At 58.9% G+C, this 19,460-nt stretch carries 19 protein-coding genes; 16 read left to right on the top strand and 3 right to left on the bottom strand.

What is annotated here, in order from left to right:
- Positions 1-169 precede the first annotated feature (169 nt).
- Positions 170-2,365 carry a hypothetical protein gene (locus J3D54_RS14980; protein ID WP_253419466.1) on the top strand — a complete coding sequence of 732 codons (2,196 nt, stop codon included), beginning with the start codon at positions 170-172 and terminating at the stop codon, positions 2,363-2,365.
- 297 nt (positions 2,366-2,662) lie between these two features.
- Here the strand turns inward: J3D54_RS14980 and J3D54_RS14975 are convergent, their stop codons facing one another.
- The gene (locus J3D54_RS14975) at positions 2,663-2,968 is read right to left on the bottom strand and encodes a DUF2288 domain-containing protein (RefSeq protein ID WP_367399651.1); all 306 of its coding nucleotides are present in this window, start codon (positions 2,966-2,968) and stop codon (positions 2,663-2,665) included.
- A gap of 350 nt (positions 2,969-3,318) precedes the next feature.
- Here J3D54_RS14975 and J3D54_RS14970 point away from each other — a divergent pair, with 350 nt between their 5' ends.
- From J3D54_RS14970 to J3D54_RS14930, 9 genes are all read left to right on the top strand, one after another.
- Positions 3,319-4,446 (top strand): branched-chain amino acid ABC transporter substrate-binding protein, encoded by a 1,128-nt coding sequence (locus J3D54_RS14970; protein ID WP_253419462.1) that lies wholly within the window; start codon positions 3,319-3,321, stop codon positions 4,444-4,446.
- A gap of 231 nt (positions 4,447-4,677) precedes the next feature.
- Positions 4,678-5,601 (top strand): high-affinity branched-chain amino acid ABC transporter permease LivH, encoded by a 924-nt coding sequence (livH, locus tag J3D54_RS14965; RefSeq protein ID WP_253419459.1) that lies wholly within the window; start codon positions 4,678-4,680, stop codon positions 5,599-5,601.
- The gene (locus tag J3D54_RS14960) at positions 5,598-6,854 is read left to right on the top strand and encodes a high-affinity branched-chain amino acid ABC transporter permease LivM (RefSeq protein ID WP_253419456.1); all 1,257 of its coding nucleotides are present in this window, start codon (positions 5,598-5,600) and stop codon (positions 6,852-6,854) included. Before livH ends, J3D54_RS14960 begins: the two co-directional genes overlap by 4 nt.
- Positions 6,851-7,618, top strand: a complete 768-nt coding sequence (livG, locus tag J3D54_RS14955) for a high-affinity branched-chain amino acid ABC transporter ATP-binding protein LivG (protein WP_253419453.1) — start codon at positions 6,851-6,853, stop codon at positions 7,616-7,618. The genes J3D54_RS14960 and livG overlap by 4 nt, the downstream gene beginning before the upstream one ends.
- Positions 7,619-8,320, top strand: coding sequence for an ABC transporter ATP-binding protein (locus J3D54_RS14950; protein WP_030128348.1), 702 nt, complete (start codon positions 7,619-7,621; stop codon positions 8,318-8,320).
- A gap of 295 nt (positions 8,321-8,615) precedes the next feature.
- Entirely contained in the window at positions 8,616-8,921 is a 306-nt protein-coding gene (locus J3D54_RS14945; protein WP_019580935.1) for a DUF2282 domain-containing protein, read from the top strand.
- Between the two features lie 25 nt (positions 8,922-8,946).
- Positions 8,947-9,801: a DUF692 domain-containing protein gene (locus tag J3D54_RS14940; RefSeq protein ID WP_253419450.1), complete on the top strand. Its 855-nt coding sequence runs from the start codon at positions 8,947-8,949 to the stop codon at positions 9,799-9,801.
- The gene (locus tag J3D54_RS14935; RefSeq protein WP_253419448.1) at positions 9,798-10,559 is read left to right on the top strand and encodes a DUF2063 domain-containing protein; all 762 of its coding nucleotides are present in this window, start codon (positions 9,798-9,800) and stop codon (positions 10,557-10,559) included. The genes J3D54_RS14940 and J3D54_RS14935 overlap by 4 nt, the downstream gene beginning before the upstream one ends.
- On the top strand, positions 10,556-11,041 hold the full coding sequence (locus J3D54_RS14930) for a DoxX family protein (protein WP_253419446.1): 486 nt from the start codon (positions 10,556-10,558) through the stop codon (positions 11,039-11,041). The genes J3D54_RS14935 and J3D54_RS14930 overlap by 4 nt, the downstream gene beginning before the upstream one ends.
- 41 nt (positions 11,042-11,082) lie before the next feature.
- Here J3D54_RS14930 and J3D54_RS14925 read toward each other — a convergent pair whose 3' ends face one another.
- The gene (locus tag J3D54_RS14925) at positions 11,083-11,997 is read right to left on the bottom strand and encodes a LysR family transcriptional regulator (protein WP_019580939.1); all 915 of its coding nucleotides are present in this window, start codon (positions 11,995-11,997) and stop codon (positions 11,083-11,085) included.
- Between the two features lie 106 nt (positions 11,998-12,103).
- Here J3D54_RS14925 and J3D54_RS14920 point away from each other — a divergent pair, with 106 nt between their 5' ends.
- The 3 genes from J3D54_RS14920 (at position 12,104) to J3D54_RS14910 (ending at position 15,171) form a co-directional block, all read left to right on the top strand.
- Positions 12,104-12,703, top strand: a complete 600-nt coding sequence (locus J3D54_RS14920; RefSeq protein ID WP_253419444.1) for a short chain dehydrogenase — start codon at positions 12,104-12,106, stop codon at positions 12,701-12,703.
- 93 nt (positions 12,704-12,796) lie between these two features.
- Complete coding sequence (locus J3D54_RS14915) at positions 12,797-13,462, top strand: COG3650 family protein (RefSeq protein WP_253419442.1); 666 nt, start codon at positions 12,797-12,799, stop codon at positions 13,460-13,462.
- Positions 13,463-13,557: 95 nt separating this feature from the next.
- The gene (locus J3D54_RS14910; RefSeq protein ID WP_253419440.1) at positions 13,558-15,171 is read left to right on the top strand and encodes an NAD(P)/FAD-dependent oxidoreductase; all 1,614 of its coding nucleotides are present in this window, start codon (positions 13,558-13,560) and stop codon (positions 15,169-15,171) included.
- Positions 15,172-15,330: 159 nt separating this feature from the next.
- On the opposite strand, the gene J3D54_RS14905 is transcribed toward J3D54_RS14910, so the two are convergent.
- A complete protein-coding gene (locus tag J3D54_RS14905; RefSeq protein WP_253419438.1) occupies positions 15,331-16,425 on the bottom strand; it encodes a PLP-dependent cysteine synthase family protein in 1,095 nt (364 codons plus the stop codon).
- 250 nt (positions 16,426-16,675) lie between these two features.
- Here J3D54_RS14905 and nhaA point away from each other — a divergent pair, with 250 nt between their 5' ends.
- The 3 genes from nhaA (at position 16,676) to J3D54_RS14890 (ending at position 19,399) form a co-directional block, all read left to right on the top strand.
- Positions 16,676-17,863 (top strand): Na+/H+ antiporter NhaA, encoded by a 1,188-nt coding sequence (gene nhaA / locus J3D54_RS14900; protein ID WP_253419433.1) that lies wholly within the window; start codon positions 16,676-16,678, stop codon positions 17,861-17,863.
- A gap of 121 nt (positions 17,864-17,984) precedes the next feature.
- Complete coding sequence (locus J3D54_RS14895) at positions 17,985-19,166, top strand: S-type pyocin domain-containing protein (protein ID WP_253419429.1); 1,182 nt, start codon at positions 17,985-17,987, stop codon at positions 19,164-19,166.
- The gene (locus J3D54_RS14890) at positions 19,163-19,399 is read left to right on the top strand and encodes a hypothetical protein (RefSeq protein ID WP_253419427.1); all 237 of its coding nucleotides are present in this window, start codon (positions 19,163-19,165) and stop codon (positions 19,397-19,399) included. Before J3D54_RS14895 ends, J3D54_RS14890 begins: the two co-directional genes overlap by 4 nt.
- Positions 19,400-19,460 lie beyond the last annotated feature (61 nt).

Here is a 19,460-nt window from a genome sequence, read left to right as displayed (position 1 = left end):
AATATTGGCCGATTCATCATGGTTAAGGAAAGGATTCCCCCGAGCGATGTTCAGGCCAAGGTCCTGACGCTAGGGTCACATTCGCGCTGCAAAAAGACGCGAGATCCCATTTCGTGATGACTCGATGACACTTGTCGCCGAGCCGACCAGTCCAGGTATATGGCGCACAATGACTTCTAAAAACAATCCGGCCACCGCGGTATCCGACCTGACCCTGAGCCCCGCGGCGAACAGCCCCTCATCGTCGAAGCCATTGCCCCCGTCGCGTCCACTGTCGACTCAGCAATACCTGTATTTCACCGAAACCAATACCGACCGCATCCTCGACAACCTCGACGGCCTGCGCGACCTGGTGTTCCCGCGCCCGCCCCATCTGGAAGGCGACAACGAACAGCACAACGACCAGGAATTCCCTTCGGTGTGCCTGATCGGCCTGGGCCGCTGCGGTTCGAACATCGCGCTGGACGTGGCGGAGCTGGTGTACAACGCCCGCAAGTTCTACCTCAACGAATTCAATAACGAAGACCGTCTGTCGCCGGACAAGCGCTACGCCGAAAAGGGCTACAGCCCGGCGCAGTGGATTCGCAACAACCTGCGCCTGGGGCCGAACAAGGCCACCAAACCGGTGTTCCTGGTGGAACCGCTGGTGATGCTCGGCGACCTGGACAAGGACATCGCCGGTCGCATCCGTTTCTCGCGCAAGGGCGAAAAAAGCGGCTTTTTGCGCGACTACAGCAAAATGAAAATCATGGACTTGTCGGAAGTCCACGCCGGTGGCGCCGGTAACGCACCGATCCTCGGCCAGTACCTGGCCAAAATCATCCTGAACAAGGACACCCAGCGCTTCTCCAGCCCCGACTGGAAGATGATTCACTCGTACCTGATCGACAGCTGCGGGATCAAGGCCAACCAGTCGCGCCTGTATTTCTCGATCTTCAGTGCCGGCGGCGGTACCGGTTCGGGTATGGCCTCGGAATTCGGCCTGGCCCAACAGCACTCGTATATGAACAAGACGTTCGACACCAAGCCGATGGACGAACACGACGGCAAGAGTGGCCATTCCTTCGTCTTCGAGCCGATTTTCACCAGCGGCATCTGCGTACTGCCGAACATTTCCGATCACCGCAGTGAAATGTCCGAAGCGCTGCACATCAACGCCGGTCGCCTGCTGTGCAAATACCTGTCGGAAGAGTGGGACTTCTCCTACAACTTCGCCAACGAAGACAGCAGCGAAGCCAGCGTCATGGGCCGTATTCGCCCTTGGAACGCAATGATGCTGATCTCCAACGACATCATGCGTTATGCCGAAGAAAGCGATGACGGCAACATTCAGAACATCGACGTCAACGCGATGGAAAAGCACGCCAACCAGTACATCTCACAGCAGATATTCAACATTCTGACGGCACAGGCGGTGACCACCGACTACGACCAGAACTATTTCCGTCGTGCCGGCATCGACATCGGCGAAACCATTCGCCTGGACGCCAACGACCTGTTCATGAGCCTGGCCGGCCCCGTGGCAATTGCCTACGCCGAGTCCGTGGTGCCGGAAACCCCGCCGCCAAGCAGCGACAAGTTCAAGGTGTTCGAGAAAGAGCCGCAGCGCCTGAACATCGACGATCTGTTCTTCCGCTCCATCGACCTGCCGCACTTCAACAAAGTCACCCAGGCCATCGAAGGCATCAGCCTGTTGCCAATCGAGTCCAAGCGCTATCGCGCCTCGCTTGAGCAGTACAAGAATTCGGGCTATGACGCGGCCGCATTGCACGACCTGCACTTCTTCAAGAATTGCTCGTCGGTGGTGTCGATTGTGTCCTTGCCCAAGGACTACAAGCTGTCCTATATGGACCTTAACCGCTTGAAGACCCACCTCAACAGCCTGTTCCCCAACACCACGCTCAAGCGTTATGCACTGGTGATCGGCGCCTCGGCCAACCTGTCGCTGACCACGTTGATCGCCAAGAGCCCGTGCCTGTCGGACGATTTCCTGACGCTGATCGTGGCGTTCATCAAGCGTTGTTTTGCGAAAAACCCGTACCGCTTCGATGACACCCTGGACAACTCGATCCTGGACTTCATCATCAATGAAGACTTCGACGAAAACCGCATTGACGAACTGCTCAACGAATTCGAAAACCCGGCGAAGATCCTCGACACCAACTGGTACGCGATCAAACCGATGTATGAGAAGAAGTACCGCGAGCTGATCAACGACAAGGAGAAGTTCGTCTCGATCAACGACATTCGGTTGTCGCGCGATTGCGTGAAGAAGGCGATCAAGTACCTGCGCGAGATCTATCGTCACCGGATTGGCAAGACCAAGGTTATTTCGCTGAATAACCATACGGGCAAGACGGCTTAAACCGCGGCGCCCCCAATCGCGGGCAAGCCCGCTCCCACAAGGACTGCGTTGTCTTTTGAAAAAACGCAGTACCTGTGGGAGCGGGCTTGCCCGTGATGGCGGCATAAAGCTCACCACAAGTCCCAACATCCAGAAACAATTAAGCAGCCCATCGGCTGCTCAATAAACTGTTCCCGTTACGTTTACGTCACCGTTATAGCGGCCTTTCTGTGGCCTTTCTCCACGGCAACATGCCATCACGCTACTCGGCTACACACTTTTTCCTGATAAATGTCAGCACCAAACAGGTGCATGAACTCAAGCCTTCGCCCTTTCCTGGATCATGATCCACGGCGAAACCACCACAGCCCACAGCTGCGGATCGCGCTCGAAAAGATCCAGCGCCCGCGTTTCAGACAGCTTGGCGACCTTGTCGGCGGCCAGCCAGGCAGCGACTTTCTCGCCTTCATCGGTCGCCACTGCTTCTGCCGCGGCGATCAAATCCAGACCAGGATCGACCCACAATAGGGCACCCTTGGCAAAGAACGGCTCCAACTCTTTCCAGGTAATAGATGCGGTTTCACCAAGCAGCTTGGCATAGAGGGTGCTAGGTTCTTGAGTCATGGGTTCCTGTCCGCAAAAGAAATCGATGTGAATGATAACGTCGGTGTTGCGCCAGAAAAACCCGGATGCAATTGCGTTACCGATTGAAAAACCCGGGAAAGCCAGGGAATGCTGCTGCTTCAAGTATTAGCCAGCTAACATCTCGCCGCTATTCTGTCTTTTTCTTTCAATAAAGCGACACCCTCAGGTTTTGCCCCCTGGCGCCAGCTTCCCAGGCCAACAATCGGCGCTCTACACTGTACCGGTACAGTTGCCGGGGGCATTTTCCGGAGGATATCGACGATATCTGACCCGGTTCTGCTGCTACGGCGCCAGGACTATAAAAACTACAACAGTAAGAGTGGAGCACTATGACTAAGGCTACTAAGCAGATTTCAAAACTGTTTGCCGCTATGGTTCTGGCCGGAGTTGCCAGCCATTCGTTCGCCGCTGACACCATCAAGATCGGCATCGCCGGCCCTAAAACCGGCCCTGTAGCCCAATACGGCGACATGCAGTTCAGCGGCGCCAAAATGGCCATCGAACAAATCAACGCCAAGGGTGGCGTCGACGGCAAGAAGCTCGTAGCCGTTGAATACGACGATGCCTGCGATCCAAAACAAGCGGTTGCCGTCGCGAACAAAGTCGTCAACGACGGCGTCAAGTTCGTGGTCGGTCACCTGTGCTCCAGCTCCACTCAACCGGCGTCCGACATTTACGAAGACGAAGGCGTGATCATGATCACTCCGGCTGCCACCAGCCCGGACATCACCTCCCGTGGTTACAAAATGGTGTTCCGCACCATCGGTCTGGACAGCGCCCAGGGCCCTGCCGCCGGTAACTACATCGCCGATCACGTAAAACCGAAAATCGTTGCCGTACTGCACGACAAACAGCAATACGGTGAAGGCATCGCCAGTGCCGTGAAGAAAACCCTCGAAGCCAAAGGCGTCAAGGTTGCGGTGTTCGAAGGCATCAACGCCGGCGACAAAGACTTCTCCTCGATGATCGCCAAGCTCAAACAAGCCAACGTCGACTTCGTTTACTACGGCGGCTACCACCCGGAACTGGGTCTGATCCTGCGTCAATCCGAGGAAAAGGGCCTGAAAGCCAAGTTCATGGGTCCGGAAGGCGTGGGTAACGACTCCATTTCGCAAATCGCCAAGGAGGCTTCCGAAGGCCTGCTGGTGACCTTGCCGAAATCCTTCGACCAGGATCCGGCCAACATCGCCCTGGCTGACGCGTTCAAAGCCAAGAAAGAAGACCCGAGCGGTCCGTTCGTGTTCCCGGCCTACTCGGCTGTGGAAGTCATCGCCGAAGGCATCAAGGCTGCCAAGAGCGAAGACACTGCCAAAGTGGCTGCTGCCATCCACGCAGGCACCTTCAAGACCCCGACTGGCGACCTGAGCTTCGACGCCAAGGGTGACCTGAAAGACTTCAAGTTCGTGGTTTACCAGTGGCACTTCGGCAAACCTAAAACTGAAGTTTCGCCTCAATAAGGCGTGCCTGACTGACTGCCAATAAAGCCCACGGCGTGCCGTGGGCTTTATTTTACGAACGTATTGGGCCGCGCTGGCGTGATCCGCCAGCCTCCCCACCTGAAAATCTCAAAACCGTCATCAGCGGTTCGCTGGCAAACCTCGAATTCGAAGTGGATGCAGATCCATGGGCCTCGAGCGGGAAAATGACTCCACCAGTGAAATGCGTATCAGGTTTTTAGGAGCGCTGTAATGCCTGACATCTATCACTTTTTCCAACAGCTGGTTAATGGTCTGACCATTGGCAGCACGTATGCCCTGATCGCCATCGGCTATACGATGGTTTACGGCATCATTGGAATGATCAACTTCGCCCACGGCGAGGTGTACATGATCGGCTCTTACGTGGCGTTCATCGCCATCGCCGGGCTGGCCATGCTGGGACTCGAGAGCGTCCCGTTATTGATGACCGCGGCTTTCATCGCGACCATCGTCGTGACCAGTGCCTACGGTTACAGTATCGAACGGATCGCCTACCGCCCCCTGCGCGGCAGCAACCGTCTGATCCCGCTGATTTCCGCCATCGGCATGTCGATCTTCCTGCAGAACACGGTTCTGCTTTCGCAAGACTCCAAGGACAAATCCATCTCCAACCTGATCCCCGGCAACTTCTCCATCGGGCCAGGTGGCGCACATGAAGTGCTGATTTCCTACATGCAAATCGTGGTGTTCGTGGTGACGCTGATCGCCATGCTCGGCCTGACACTGTTCATCTCCCGCTCTCGTCTGGGTCGCGCCTGCCGTGCCTGTGCCGAAGACATCAAGATGGCCAACCTCCTGGGCATCAACACCAACAACATCATCGCCCTGACCTTCGTCATCGGTGCGGCACTGGCGGCTATCGCAGCTGTGCTGTTGAGCATGCAATACGGCGTGATCAACCCGAACGCAGGTTTCCTGGTCGGCCTCAAGGCCTTCACCGCCGCGGTACTGGGCGGTATCGGCAGCATCCCCGGCGCGATGCTCGGCGGGTTGGTGCTTGGGGTGGCGGAAGCCTTCGGTGCCGATATCTTCGGCGACCAGTACAAGGACGTCGTGGCGTTCGGTCTATTGGTCCTGGTGTTGTTGTTCCGGCCAACCGGCCTGTTGGGCCGTCCGGAGGTTGAGAAAGTATGACTAGGAATCTTAAACAGGCGTTGTTCAGCGCCTTGCTGGTGTGGGCCGTTGCCTACCCGGTACTCGGTTTGAAACTGACCATCGTCGGCATCAACCTCGAAGTCCAGGGCGCCAGTACCGCCACACTGATCACCATCGCCGCGTGCTCGGTGCTGATGTTCCTGCGGGTGCTGTTCGACCAGCAGATCAGCGCGGCCTGGAAATCCTCGCCCAACATGCCGGTCATGCCGGCCAAGGCCAGTAATTTCCTGACCCTGCCGAGCACCCAGCGCTGGATCATCATTGCGTTGATCATCGGTGCACTGGTCTGGCCGTTCTTTGGCTCTCGCGGTGCGGTGGATATCGCCACCCTGGTGCTGATCTACGTGATGCTCGGCCTGGGCCTGAACATCGTGGTCGGCCTGGCCGGCCTGCTCGACCTCGGTTACGTCGGCTTCTATGCCGTGGGCGCCTACAGTTATGCGCTGCTGTCGCACTACTACGGCCTGAGCTTCTGGATCTGCCTGCCGATTGCCGGAATGATGGCGGCCACGTTCGGCTTCCTGCTCGGTTTCCCGGTGCTGCGCTTGCGCGGTGACTACCTGGCGATCGTGACCCTGGGCTTCGGTGAAATCATCCGTCTGTTCCTGCGTAACCTGACCGGCCTCACCGGCGGCCCGAACGGCATCAGCAACATTCCCAAACCAACACTCTTCGGGCTGACCTTCGATAAAACCGCCGCAGAGGGTCTGCAGACTTTCCACGAGTACTTCGGTCTGACCTACAACCCGGTGAACAAGGTGATTTTCCTTTACCTGATCGCGGTGTTGTTGTCTCTGTTCGCCCTGTTCGTCATCAACCGCTTGCTGCGCATGCCCCTGGGTCGTGCCTGGGAAGCGCTGCGTGAAGACGAAATCGCCTGCCGTGCGCTGGGCCTCAACCCTACGGTCATCAAGCTGTCGGCTTTCACCCTGGGTGCCTGCTTCGCCGGTTTCGCCGGTAGCTTCTTCGCCGCGCGCCAAGGCCTGGTGACACCGGAATCCTTCACCTTCATCGAATCGGCGACCATCCTCGCCATCGTGGTGCTGGGTGGCATGGGCTCGCAACTGGGCGTCGTACTCGCCGCCACGGTGATGATTCTGTTGCCGGAAATGATGCGTGAATTCAGTGAATACCGCATGTTGATGTTCGGCGCCTTGATGGTGTTGATGATGATCTGGCGTCCTCAAGGTCTGCTGCCGATGCAACGCCCCCACATGGAGCTGCGCAAATGAGCCGTGAGATCCTGAAAGTCACTGACCTGAGCATGCGCTTCGGCGGCCTGCTGGCGGTCAACAGCGTGGCCCTGAGTGTCAAAGAGAAACAAGTGGTATCGATGATCGGCCCCAACGGTGCCGGCAAGACCACTGTATTCAACTGCCTGACCGGTTTCTACCAGCCAACCGCCGGCACCATCGTGCTGGACGGCGAGCAGATCCAGGGCCTGCCGGGCCACAAGATTGCCCTCAAAGGCGTGGTGCGGACCTTCCAGAACGTACGGCTGTTCAAGGAAATGACGGCGGTCGAAAACCTCTTGATCGCGCAACACCGTCACCTGAACACCAACTTCCTGGCCGGCCTGTTCAAGACCCCGTCGTTCCGCCGAAGCGAACGCGAGGCCATGGAATACGCCGAGTACTGGCTGGAAAAGGTCAACCTCAAGGAGTTCGCCAACCGCCCGGCCGGCACCCTGGCCTATGGTCAGCAACGTCGCCTGGAAATCGCTCGCTGCATGATGACCCGCCCGCGGATCCTCATGCTCGACGAACCGGCCGCCGGCCTCAACCCGCGGGAAACCGAGGACCTCAAGGCGCTGATCGGCACTCTGCGTGAAGAGCATAACGTGACGGTGCTGTTGATCGAACACGACATGAAACTGGTCATGAGCATTTCCGACCACATCTTCGTGATCAACCAGGGCACACCGCTGGCCAACGGCACGCCGGAGCAGATCCGCGACAATCCTGAAGTGATCAAAGCCTACCTGGGGGAAGCGTAAATGCTGCAGTTCGAAAACGTTTCCACCTTCTACGGCAAGATCCAGGCGCTGCACAGCGTCAACGTCGAAGTCCGCCAGGGCGAGATCGTGACCCTGATCGGCGCCAACGGTGCCGGCAAGTCGACCCTGCTGATGACCCTCTGCGGTTCGCCGCAAGCCCACAGCGGCAGCATCCGCTACATGGGCGAAGAGCTCGTCGGCCAGGACTCGTCGCAGATCATGCGTAAAAGTATCGCCGTGGTTCCGGAAGGCCGTCGGGTGTTTGCCCGTCTGACCGTCGAAGAAAACCTCGCCATGGGCGGGTTCTTCACCGACAAGGGCGATTATCAGGAACAGATGGACAAGGTTCTCGGACTTTTCCCACGCCTGAAAGAACGCTTTGCCCAACGTGGCGGCACCATGTCCGGCGGCGAACAGCAAATGCTCGCCATCGGCCGCGCGCTGATGAGCAAGCCCAAGCTGTTGCTGCTCGACGAGCCATCGCTGGGCCTGGCACCGATCATTATCCAGCAGATCTTCGACATCATCGAACAGCTGCGCAAGGATGGCGTGACGGTGTTCCTGGTGGAGCAGAACGCCAACCAGGCCCTGAAAATCGCCGACCGTGCCTACGTTCTGGAGAACGGTCGAGTGGTGATGACCGGCACTGGGGAGGCGTTGCTGACGGATCCGAAAGTGCGTGAAGCGTACTTGGGTGGTTGAGTCTTTGCGGTAAACAGAAAACGGCCTTCGGGCCGTTTTTTTGTGCCCGGCACAAACCCCACAGCAAATGAAAATCCCCGTGGGAGCGAGCCTGCTCGCGATAGCGCAGTGTCAGCCAGCATCAACGCTGAATGTCACACCGTTATCGCGAGCAGGCTCGCTCCCACAAGGAATGGTGTTTTGAGGATTTTTAAAAAAATTTGCAGTCAGCTGTAACGCCTCACCCTGTCGTTTCTCTAGAGCGGTAAGCAAGCACAAACGCTTGCCAAACCAAGCTCAATTTCGGAGAAACATCATGACTGCTACCACCCGCACCCTGTCCGCCACCGCCCTGGTTCTGGCCCTTGGCTCTGCCTTGAGCATCGCCGCGGTCTCCACGGCCCATGCCGCTGACGCCAACATGGAAAAATGCTTCGGCGTGGCCATGAAAGGTCATAACGATTGCGCCGCAGGCGCTGGCACCACTTGCGCCGGCACCGCCAAAATGGATCACCAGGCCAATGCCTGGAAACTCGTCCCGAAAGGCACCTGCATGACCACCGAGAGCAAGACTTCGCCAACCGGTTTCGGCCAGATGGAAGCCTACAAAGCCAAGTCGTAATCAGCCCCCAGCCTGAGTGTCGACCATGAACCATTCATTCTCCGGGCTCCCGCCCCGCTCCGGGCTGGGGCTCAAGACCGAGCACTTTCGTGAAGTGCTCGGTGCACAACCGGACATCGGTTTCTTCGAAGTCCACGCCGAAAACTACATGGTGGCCGGCGGCCCGTTTCATCATTTTCTGGGGTTGATCCGCGAGCTGTATCCGCTGTCGCTGCACGGCGTTGGCCTGTCCATCGGTGCCGAAGGTCCGCTGGATGGTCAGCACCTGCAAAGGCTCGCCGCGCTGATCGAGCGCTATCAACCCCACTCCTTTTCCGAACACCTGGCCTGGTCCAGCCATGGCCCGGTGTTTCTCAATGACCTGCTGCCCCTGGCCTACGATGCGCCGACACTGAACCGCGTCTGCGAGCACATCGATCAGGTGCAGAACACCCTCAAACGCCCGATGCTGCTGGAAAACCCGGCGACATACCTGGCGTTCCAGCACTCGACAATCGATGAAGCCGACTTCATCAGTGAAGTCATTCACCGCACCGGCTGCGGCCTGCTGCTGGACGTCAACAACGTTTACGTTTCCTGCATCAACCACCAAAAAGATCCGCTGGCCTACATCGACGCCCTGCCGCTGCAGGCCGTGGGAGAGATTCATCTGGCGGGGTTTGCCGAAGACACCGACAGCCTCGGTGACCGTCTGCTGATCGACGATCACGGTGCGCCCGTCGATAACGCGGTGTGGACGCTGTACTCACGGGTGCTGGAGCGGGTCGGTCCGATCGCCACGTTGATCGAACGCGACAACCGGTTACCGGCCTTCAGCGTGCTGCACGCCGAAGCCCGGCATGCCGATGAGTTGCTGCACCGCGCCGGGAGCCGGCCATGAGCACTCAAGCCGCGTTTACCGCCGCCCTGCTCGATCCGCAACAGCCCTGCCCCGAGGGTGTGTGCAGTGCCAACGGCGCCGATCCGGCCAGCCGTTTTGCGGTGTATCGCAACAATGTGCAGAGCTCGCTGATCGACGCCTTGGTCAACAGTTATCCGGTGGTTGTGCAGTTGGTCGGTGATGAGTTTTTCCGGGTGATGGCGCGGCTGTATGTACAGAGTTGCCCGCCACAAAGCCCTCTCATCAACGACTACGGCAAGGACTTCGCCGACTTCATCGACAGTTTTGAACCGGCAGCCAGCGTGCCTTATCTGGCCGATGTGGCGCGGCTGGAGCGCTTGCGCGTTCAGGCCTATCACGCCGCTGATGCGCAGCCTTTGAGCCATGAGCACATCGCCGCCGTGCTGTCAGACCCGCAGGTGCTGAACGAACTGACGGTCGGGCTTCACCCCTCCTTGAATCTGCTGACTTCAGCCCGCCCCGTGGTCGCGATCTGGGCGGCTCATCAGCGTGACGCAACGCTGGCCGGGATCGACCTCGGCCACGGGCAAAACGCGCTGGTGTTGCGCAACGCACTGGAGGTCGAGGTTTTCGCCATCGACCACGGCGCCAGCACATTCATTCAGAACCTGCGACTCGGCCAACCCCTGAGCCAAGCGTTGGAAAGCGCCCCGGCCTTCGATCTCAGCCAAACCCTGGCACTGCTGATCAGCCACAACGCCATCACTCATTTACGCCACAACCAGGTATCGCCATGAATATTCAGCACAACCCCATCGCCCGCGCCATCGCGCTGCTGGAAAAAATCCCCCACAGCCTGATCGCCTTTATCGCGCGTTTTTCCATTGCCGCGGTGTTCTGGAAATCCGGGCAGACCAAGGTGGAAGGCCTGGCCATCGACTTGATCGACGGCACCTTTGAACTCGGCGTACCAAGGCTGGCGGACTCGACCATCCCGTTGTTCCAGAGCGAGTATCACCTGCCGTTACTTTCCCCGGAACTGGCGGCGCACCTGGCGGCCTTCGCCGAGCATTTCTTTCCGATACTGATCCTGATCGGCTTCGCCACGCGCTTTTCGGCCCTGGCGCTGCTGGGCATGACCCTGACCATTCAACTGTTCGTGTACCCCGATGCGTATCCGACCCACGGCACCTGGGCGGCGGTGTTGTTGTACTTGATGGCGACTGGACCTGGCAAGTTGTCGATCGATCACCTGATTGCCCGGCGTTACGCCCGCTGATACCAACCTCGGAACTCCCATAAAGGTTGTGTGGTGAGACATTATCGTTGAAGCCGATCCAACGCCTCACCACTGCGCTTGAACCAGCCGATCAAATAATCCGCCAGCACTTGGGTACGCTTGGGCAGCCCGCCCTGATACGGATGCACCAAATACATCGGCATGCTGCGGGTCTGATAATCGCGCAGAAGCCAGCGTAAACGTCCGTCGGCCAATTCCTCTTGCAACAGATAGGACGGTAAACGCGCAATGCCCGCACCGGTCAATGCAGCTTTCTTCAAGAGGTTGTAATGGTTGCTGGCGAACGGCCCCGACACTCGCACCCGCGTTAACTCGTGCTGTTGGTGATAAAGCCATTCCTCGCGACCGCTGTAATGGCTGTTGAGCAGGCAGCGGTGTTCGGCCAAGGCCTGAGGCGTCAGCGGCTCACCGAATCGCTCCAGATACGCGGGGCTAGCGCAAGTCATCTCATGCCAGGCCAGCAGCGGTCGGGCGACCAGGCGTTCGTCGTTGGCCACTTCCGAGCGGATCGCCAGATCGAAACCATCCCGGGACAAGTCGCGATAGTGGTTGTTGAGCTCCAGCTCGATCTGCACCTCGGGGTACTGCCGGGAAAACTCCAACAGTGCGCCATCAAAGAACGTTTCCCCCAATGAAACCGGAACCGTCATCCGCACCGGGCCGGCCATGTCGTCTTTGAGCCGCGCCAACGCCTGACGCGCCCGCTCGACTTGAACCACCAGCGCCTGGGCTTGCGGCAACAGCGCCGCACCCGCTGCCGTCAGGCTCAAGCGACGCGTGGTGCGCTGCAGCAACACCACGCCAAAGCGCGTTTCCAGCAGGCTGATGCGCTTGGAGAGTTGGCCCTTGCTGCAACCCAGTTGCTGGGCGGCCAGGGTGAAACTGCCCGCCTCGATCAATACCGCGAACGCCGCCAGATCGTCCATTTCGCTCATGGATTGTTTCCATTTGAAAACCAAAGGTTGCCCATTAGCGCGCTTATTAATAAAAAAAACCACACTAGACTTAACTTTAAATCCAACCCATTTGAGGAACTGCACGATGAAAATTCTGTTGATTGGCGCCTCCGGCACCGTCGGTTCGGCCATTGACTATGAACTGTCCCAGCGCCACAAAATCATCCGTATCGGCCGTAAAAGCGGTGATTTCCAGGTCGACATCAGTGACTGCGCCTCGATCCGCAAACTGTTCGAACAGACCGGCAACTTCGATGCACTGATCTGCGCCGCTGGCAGCGTCAACTTCGTGCCGTTGGCCACCATGACCGCACAAGACTTCGAACTCGGCTTGCGGGACAAGCTGATGGGTCAGGTCAACCTGCTGCTGATCGGCCGGGAATTCGCCAATGACGGTGCGTCATTCACCTTCACCACCGGCATCCTCAGCCACGATCCGATTCGTACCGGCAGCTCCGCGTCCCTGGTCAACGGCGCCCTGGACGCCTTCGTCCGTGCGGCGGCGATCGAACTGCCACGCGGCCTGCGTATCAACTCGGTCAGCCCGAACGTGCTGGTCGAAGCCATGGGCAGCTATGCGCCGTACTTCCGTGGTTTCAAACCGGTTCCCGCCGCCGACGTGGCGCTGGCCTACGCCAAAAGCGTGGAAGGCTTGCAGACCGGCCAGACCTACCGCGTCGGCTAAACCAAACTCGCCCACAGGAAAGCGAGAACATTGCAGGGTTGTGATGAACAGTCAGGCTGAGTAACGTGGCGGCACTTGTCAGGAGACTCAAAGATGCGTGTTGCCCGTTCCTTAGTGCTTGTTGCCCTGCTTCCGTTGTTCGCCGCCTGCCAGTTGCTTGATGGCCCACGGCAAAGTGCTTCCCATGTGGGCCAGACCCGCATGCAGGGCCAATTGACGGCGGCAAACGGCAAGCTGCTGTTCCAGCCGTGTAATGAGCTACGCAGCTATGTGGTCAATGACACTGGTGGTAGCAGCATCCTGCAAGAGGCCGCGACCCTCGCCGATGATCAAGGCAAGCTGTTCGCCGACGTGCGCGGTCGGATCGTTGCCAGTGGCGCTGACAGCCAGCTCGACCTTACGCAGTTGTACCGCGTCGAGCGCTCGGGCACCGCATGCGACGATCCCAATTTCAAACAGCTGATCCTGCGCGCCACCGGCCATGGCCCCGAGTGGAACGTCAAAGTCAGCGGCAAGGGCATGGTCATCGACCGCGCCGGTCAGCCGCCCCTGGCCCTGCCGTACGTTGAAGAACAACTGGGCGATGGTCGCTTCAACCTCAGCACCGAAGCCAATAATCAACGCATCGAACTCTGGGTCGCGCCGCAACGTTGTGTCGACAGCAGCACCGGCAGCGTGCAGCACATGAGCGCCGAGCTGCGTATCGACGGCCAGGTGCAACGCGGCTGCGGGTATTTCGGCGGATCGCGTAACGACTGATCGTTTTATCCTCACTGGAATCATCCTTTGAGGCTTATAATCGCGGGCTTCAAACGCCCTGGCGCAGTTGTGCGCCCCGCGAACCGGATCCCGTCATGTTACGAATCACCGAACTCAAGTTGCCGATCGACCATCCCGAAGAAGACCTGCGCCCTGCCATCGTGCAGCGCCTGGGCATCGCCAGTGATGACCTGCTCGATTTCACCTTGTTCAAGCGCAGCTACGATGCGCGCAAAAAGTCCTCCGAACTGTGTTTCATCTACACCATCGACCTCAACGTTCGCGATGAGGCGGCGGTGCTGCGCACGTTCGCCGATGACCGTAACGTCAACGTGGCGCCGGATGTCAGCTACAAAGTGGTCGGCCGGGCCCCGGCGGACCTGAGCCAGCGTCCGATCGTGGTCGGTTTCGGCCCGTGCGGGATCTTCGCCGGCCTGCTGCTGGCGCAGATGGGTTTCAATCCGATCATCCTCGAACGCGGCACCGAAGTGCGCCAGCGCACCAAGGACACTTGGGGCCTATGGCGTAAAAGTGTGCTCAACCCCGAATCCAACGTGCAGTTCGGTGAAGGTGGCGCGGGGACGTTCTCCGACGGCAAGCTCTACAGCCAGATCAAGGACCCGAAATTCCTCGGTCGCAAGGTGCTGCACGAATTCGTCAAGGCCGGTGCGCCGGAAGAAATCCTCTACGTCAGCAAGCCGCACATCGGGACGTTCCGTCTGACCGGTGTGGTGGAAAACATGCGTGAGCAAATTCGCGCCCTGGGCGGCGAAGTGCGCTTCCAGCAGCGGGTGACCGATGTGCTGATCGACGACGGCCAACTGGTTGGCGTCGAACTCGATGGCGGCGAACAGATCCATTCGAAGCACGTGATTCTGGCCCTCGGCCACAGTGCGCGGGACACCTTCCGCATGCTTCACGGCCGTGGCGTGTACATGGAAGCCAAGCCGTTCTCGGTGGGTTTCCGCATCGAACACCCGCAGTCGCTGATCGACCGCGCGCGCCTGGGTAAATACGCCGGCCACCCGAAACTCGGCGCTGCCGACTACAAACTGGTGCACCACGCCAAGAACGGTCGTTCGGTCTACAGCTTCTGCATGTGCCCGGGCGGCACCGTGGTGGCGGCGACCTCCGAGCCGAACCGCGTGGTCACCAACGGCATGAGCCAATACTCGCGTAACGAACGCAACGCCAACTCCGGGATCGTCGTCGGCATCACCCCGGAAGTCGATTACCCGGGCGGCCCGCTGGCCGGCATCGAATTGCAGGAACGCCTGGAATCCCACGCCTTTGTGCTGGGCGGCAGCAACTACGAAGCACCGGCGCAACTGGTCGGCGACTTCATTGCCGGCAAACCGTCGACCGCATTGGGCAGCGTTGAGCCGTCCTACAAACCGGGCGTTGCCTTGGGTGATTTGGCCCTGGCCCTGCCGGCGTTCGCCATTGAAGCGATTCGCGAAGCCTTGCCGGCGTTCGAGAAGCAGATTCGTGGCTACTCGCTACACGACGCGGTGTTGACCGGGATCGAGACGCGCACCTCATCGCCACTGCGGATTACCCGTAACGAGTCGATGCAGAGCCTGAACGTGAAGGGCTTGTTCCCGGCCGGTGAAGGCGCGGGTTACGCGGGCGGGATTCTGTCGGCGGGCGTCGACGGGATCCGGATTGCTGAAGCGGTGGCCCGAGACATCCTTGGCCTCGAGGCCTGATACACAAATCACCGAAACAACACATAACCTGTGGGAGCGGGCTTGCCCGCGATAGCGGTGCTTCAGTCAACATCTCTGTTGAATTTGAATCCGCCATCACGGGCAAGTCGGATCGTCGCACCGCCGGCTCCCACAAGAGTCTTCAGCGTCTGAGATATCTCAGATATTTGCGCGCAACACGCTGGCCGGCAGCGGCTCTCCGCGTTCGACGCTGGCCGCCACGGCATCCATCAAACCACTCAACTCATACCCCTGGGCCTTGAGCCAGACTTGATCGTAATAGGTGTCGGCATAGCGCTCGCCGCCATCGCACAGAATCGCCACGATCGACCCCGACTCCCCCGCCGCCACCATCTGCTGGGCCGCCATCAAGGCGCCGATCAGGTTGGTCCCGCTCGATCCGCCAACCCGTCGCCCCAAACGCTGAGCCAGATAATGCATGGCCGCCAGCGACAGCGCGTCCGGCACTTTGACCATCGCATCGATCACTTTAGGCAGGAACGACGCTTCCACCCGCGGCCGGCCAATGCCTTCAATCCGTGAACCATGATCCAGGCGCAGACTGGCGTCGCCGGTCTTGTAGTAATCGAAGAACACCGAACGCTCGGCATCGGCACACAGCACTCGAGTGCAATGCTGGCGATAGCGCACGTAACGACCCAGCGTCGCGGTGGTACCGCCAGTGCCAGGGCTGGAAATCAGCCAGCTCGGTTCCGGGTGCTGCTCGAAGCGCATCTGCTGGAAGATCGATTCGGCGATGTTGTTGTTCGCTCGCCAGTCGGTGGCGCGTTCGGCGTAGGTGAACTGGTCGATGAAATGCCCGTCATGTTCGTGAGCCAGGCGTTCGGATTCAGCGTAAATCTGCGTCGGATCGTCCACCAGATGGCTCTTGCCACCGTAGAAAGCGATTTGCGCGATTTTTTCCTTGGACGTGCTCGCAGGCATCACCGCAATGAACGGCAACCCCAGTAAACGGGCGAAGTACGCCTCGGAAATCGCCGTCGAACCGCTGGAGGCTTCGATCACCGGTGCACCGGGTTTGAGCCAGCCGTTACACAACGCATAGAGGAACAACGAGCGGGCCAACCGATGTTTCAGGCTGCCGGTGGGATGGCTCGACTCATCCTTGAAGTACAACTCGATGCCCGGCAACCCCGGCAGCGGCAACGGGATCAGGTGGGTGTCGGCGCTGCGCTGAAAGTCGGCTTCGATGATCCGGATGGCTTCGCGGGCCCACTGTCGGTTGTCGCTCATGGTGGTTTTCTCGTTGAATCAGGCAAGAGTCGGCCTTGTCGCAAGGCTCAGTCCACAAGCTTAGGAAAAATCCTACATCACGCACAGATACAGCTGGGGTCCAATACGTCCGGTAACTGCTAGGCTCAGGCCTTTGCTGACCGACCACGTTGTAACGACATATAACAAAAAAGAATATAACTTTTGTTTTAACAACTAACGGTACGGGTTAGGGTGTGCCACCTTATGAATTCATCGATGGAGAGCGACCTTGCCTCTGCGTAGCACGTTCACGCGTTTCTTTCAGTTGGAAGCTGCCAGCGGTCTGTTATTGATCGCCGCGGCTGTCCTCGCCCTGATCATCAACAATTCATCGCTGTCATGGCTTTATAGCGGTCTGCTGGACACCCCCGTGGTGGCGCAGATCGGCGCGCTGAAGATCGCCAAGCCGCTGCTGCTGTGGATCAACGACGGCCTGATGGCCCTGTTCTTCCTGCTGATCGGCCTGGAAGTGAAGCGCGAAGTCCTCGACGGTCAACTGTCGAAACCCTCGCAGATCGTCCTGCCCGGCGCGGCGGCGATTGGCGGCATGGTAGTGCCGGCGCTGATCTATTGGTTTTTGAACCGTGACAACCCGACCGCGCTGAGTGGCTGGGCCATCCCGACCGCCACCGACATCGCCTTCGCCCTCGGCGTACTGGCCCTGCTGGGTAAACGCGTGCCGGTGTCGCTGAAACTGTTCCTGATGACCCTGGCGATCATCGATGACCTGGGCGCGATCATCATCATCGCGATCTTCTATTCCGGCGCACTGTCGACCCTGTCCCTGGCATTGGCCGCGGCCTGCATCGCAGCCTTGATCGGGATGAACCGACTCGGTGTGGTGAAGCTCGGGCCGTACATGATCATCGGGCTGATCCTCTGGGTGTGCGTGCTCAAAAGCGGCGTGCACGCCACACTGGCCGGTGTGACCCTGGCCTTCTGCATTCCGCTGCGCACGAAAAACGCCGAGCCGTCGCCGCTGCTGACCCTGGAACATGCCCTGCATCCGTGGGTGGCCTACGGCATCCTGCCACTGTTCGCCTTCGCCAACGCCGGCCTGTCCCTGAGCGGCGTGACCGTCGAAAGTTTCACCCACCACGTGCCGATGGGCATCGCCGTCGGCCTGCTGCTGGGCAAGACCGTCGGTGTCTTCGGCCTGACCTGGCTGGCGGTAAAAATCGGCATCGCTGCCCTGCCCCAAGGCGCCAACTGGGGCCAGATTATGGGCGTAGCGATCCTCTGCGGCATCGGTTTCACCATGAGTCTGTTTGTCGGCTCCCTGGCCTTCGTACCAGGCGCTAGTGAATACGCCGGGATGGATCGGATGGGGATTCTGACCGGCTCGATCCTGGCGGCATTGATCGGTTATGCAGTGACGGCGGCGGCGAGTCGCAAGAGCGCTGCGCTGCCTTCCTGAGCGATAGAGAACACTCTTAGCGACATTGAGGATTCGTCCTACAGTCACGATTAACCACGTTCGTTAACGTCGTGCAGCCCCTCTTTCGGGGGTTGCCGATGGACGAGCGAAAGGACAATCAGTGGCTGGCCACAAGGACATCCCCCGGGTGCAAAACCCACCGTCAGGCGACGGTCATCACATCACTCACCGCTACATGACGGCCACCGAGCTGGCCGAGCGCGATGCGAGACAAAACGCCTACGACGCCATGCTCGCGAGGCAGCAAGCCTTCGAAGACGGCCTTCAAGTCGCAGCGAAAAAGGACAACGTTGCCCGCGCGGGATGCGTGTTCGCCAAGTCCTGCAAGCTGCCCGATGCAATCATCGACTACACGAACACCTCTGGCGTTGTTCCGACTGATAGCCTGAAAGACTACGGCGAACTGGTGCTGCTCGGCGCTCGCGAGGCTGATGAAACCGGTGTGGTGCCGCTGAAGAAAATCAGTGGCACCGCCATTCCAGCGGGTTTCGGCAGCTTCGCCCTGGGTGGTTCTGCATTCGCCGCATTACCCAGCATCGCCGCCAGCACCGCTGCGGCCACCCTGGCAGGACTGATGGCCCTGGTCATGCCGTCGAGCCTTGGCGACAGCTCGCTCTATACCGAAGACCAACTGCGCGCCCTCAAACAGGCCCGCACTCGCGTTCGCCTGCGGATCGAGCAACAGGCTGACGGCAGTCTCAAGGGATACGGTTTCTACACCGGCAAAAACCGCGACTGGGAGATGGTCGATGTCGTGCAGTTCACCTTGCGCCGCAGTCAGCAAGTGGCTGATCTCGGGGACGGCGTCGAGCTGATATGGACGCCGGTCGAGGACGGTTCAAATATCCTCGGTATCCCCGCCCTGGAAGCCGCACCACAAGCGCCGCACATCTGGGTTTACCCGCCGACGAAAGCGGCTGACAGCATCATCGTGAACCCGGTGTATCCGCCGGAGTACAAGGATTTCATTCTTGTGTTTCCGGCGGATTCGGGGGTGTTGCCGGTTTATATTGTGGTGAGTATTGCGGACCACAAATATCATCCGGCGCCAAAGGGGCTTACCGCTTTTCCTGATGCCACACCGGCAAAACAGAAGACACGGGGCAAAGGTAGAGGTACCCGAATGCGCTGGAGAACTGCTGAAGGGCGAATTCTAGAATGGGATTATCAGCATGGAGCAGTAGAAATGTACGACAAACGAGGTCGCCATCTTGGTGAGTTTGATGCTGAAACAGGTAATCAAAACAAGCCGGCAGATCCGAAAAGAAGGATAGAACCGTGAACCACGTAATTTATGCTTTTGATAAAGAAACAGAAGCGCTGGTATTCGAAGTGCCCGTCCCCGCAGACAACATTGAACAGCTTAGGGAGATAATGAGTTGGACTGAAGCTGAAGAAGAAATCTATGGCTATGACCTTGATTCTCAGCAGATAACAAAACTGGAAACGTTAGTCGGTCGATCATTCTACGATCCACAATACGATTTTCAGCTCGGTTGCTATGCAAGCAAGTAAACGCTCTGGTTCAACCCCACAGCCAAAAACAAAACCCCGACCAGTCACCCGATCGGGGTTT

Source organism: Pseudomonas sp. GGS8 (assembly GCF_024168645.1).
Lineage (GTDB): Bacteria > Pseudomonadota > Gammaproteobacteria > Pseudomonadales > Pseudomonadaceae > Aquipseudomonas.
The sequence above is the reverse complement of the archived record's forward strand: the minus strand, read 5'-3'. Positions and strand labels throughout refer to the sequence as shown.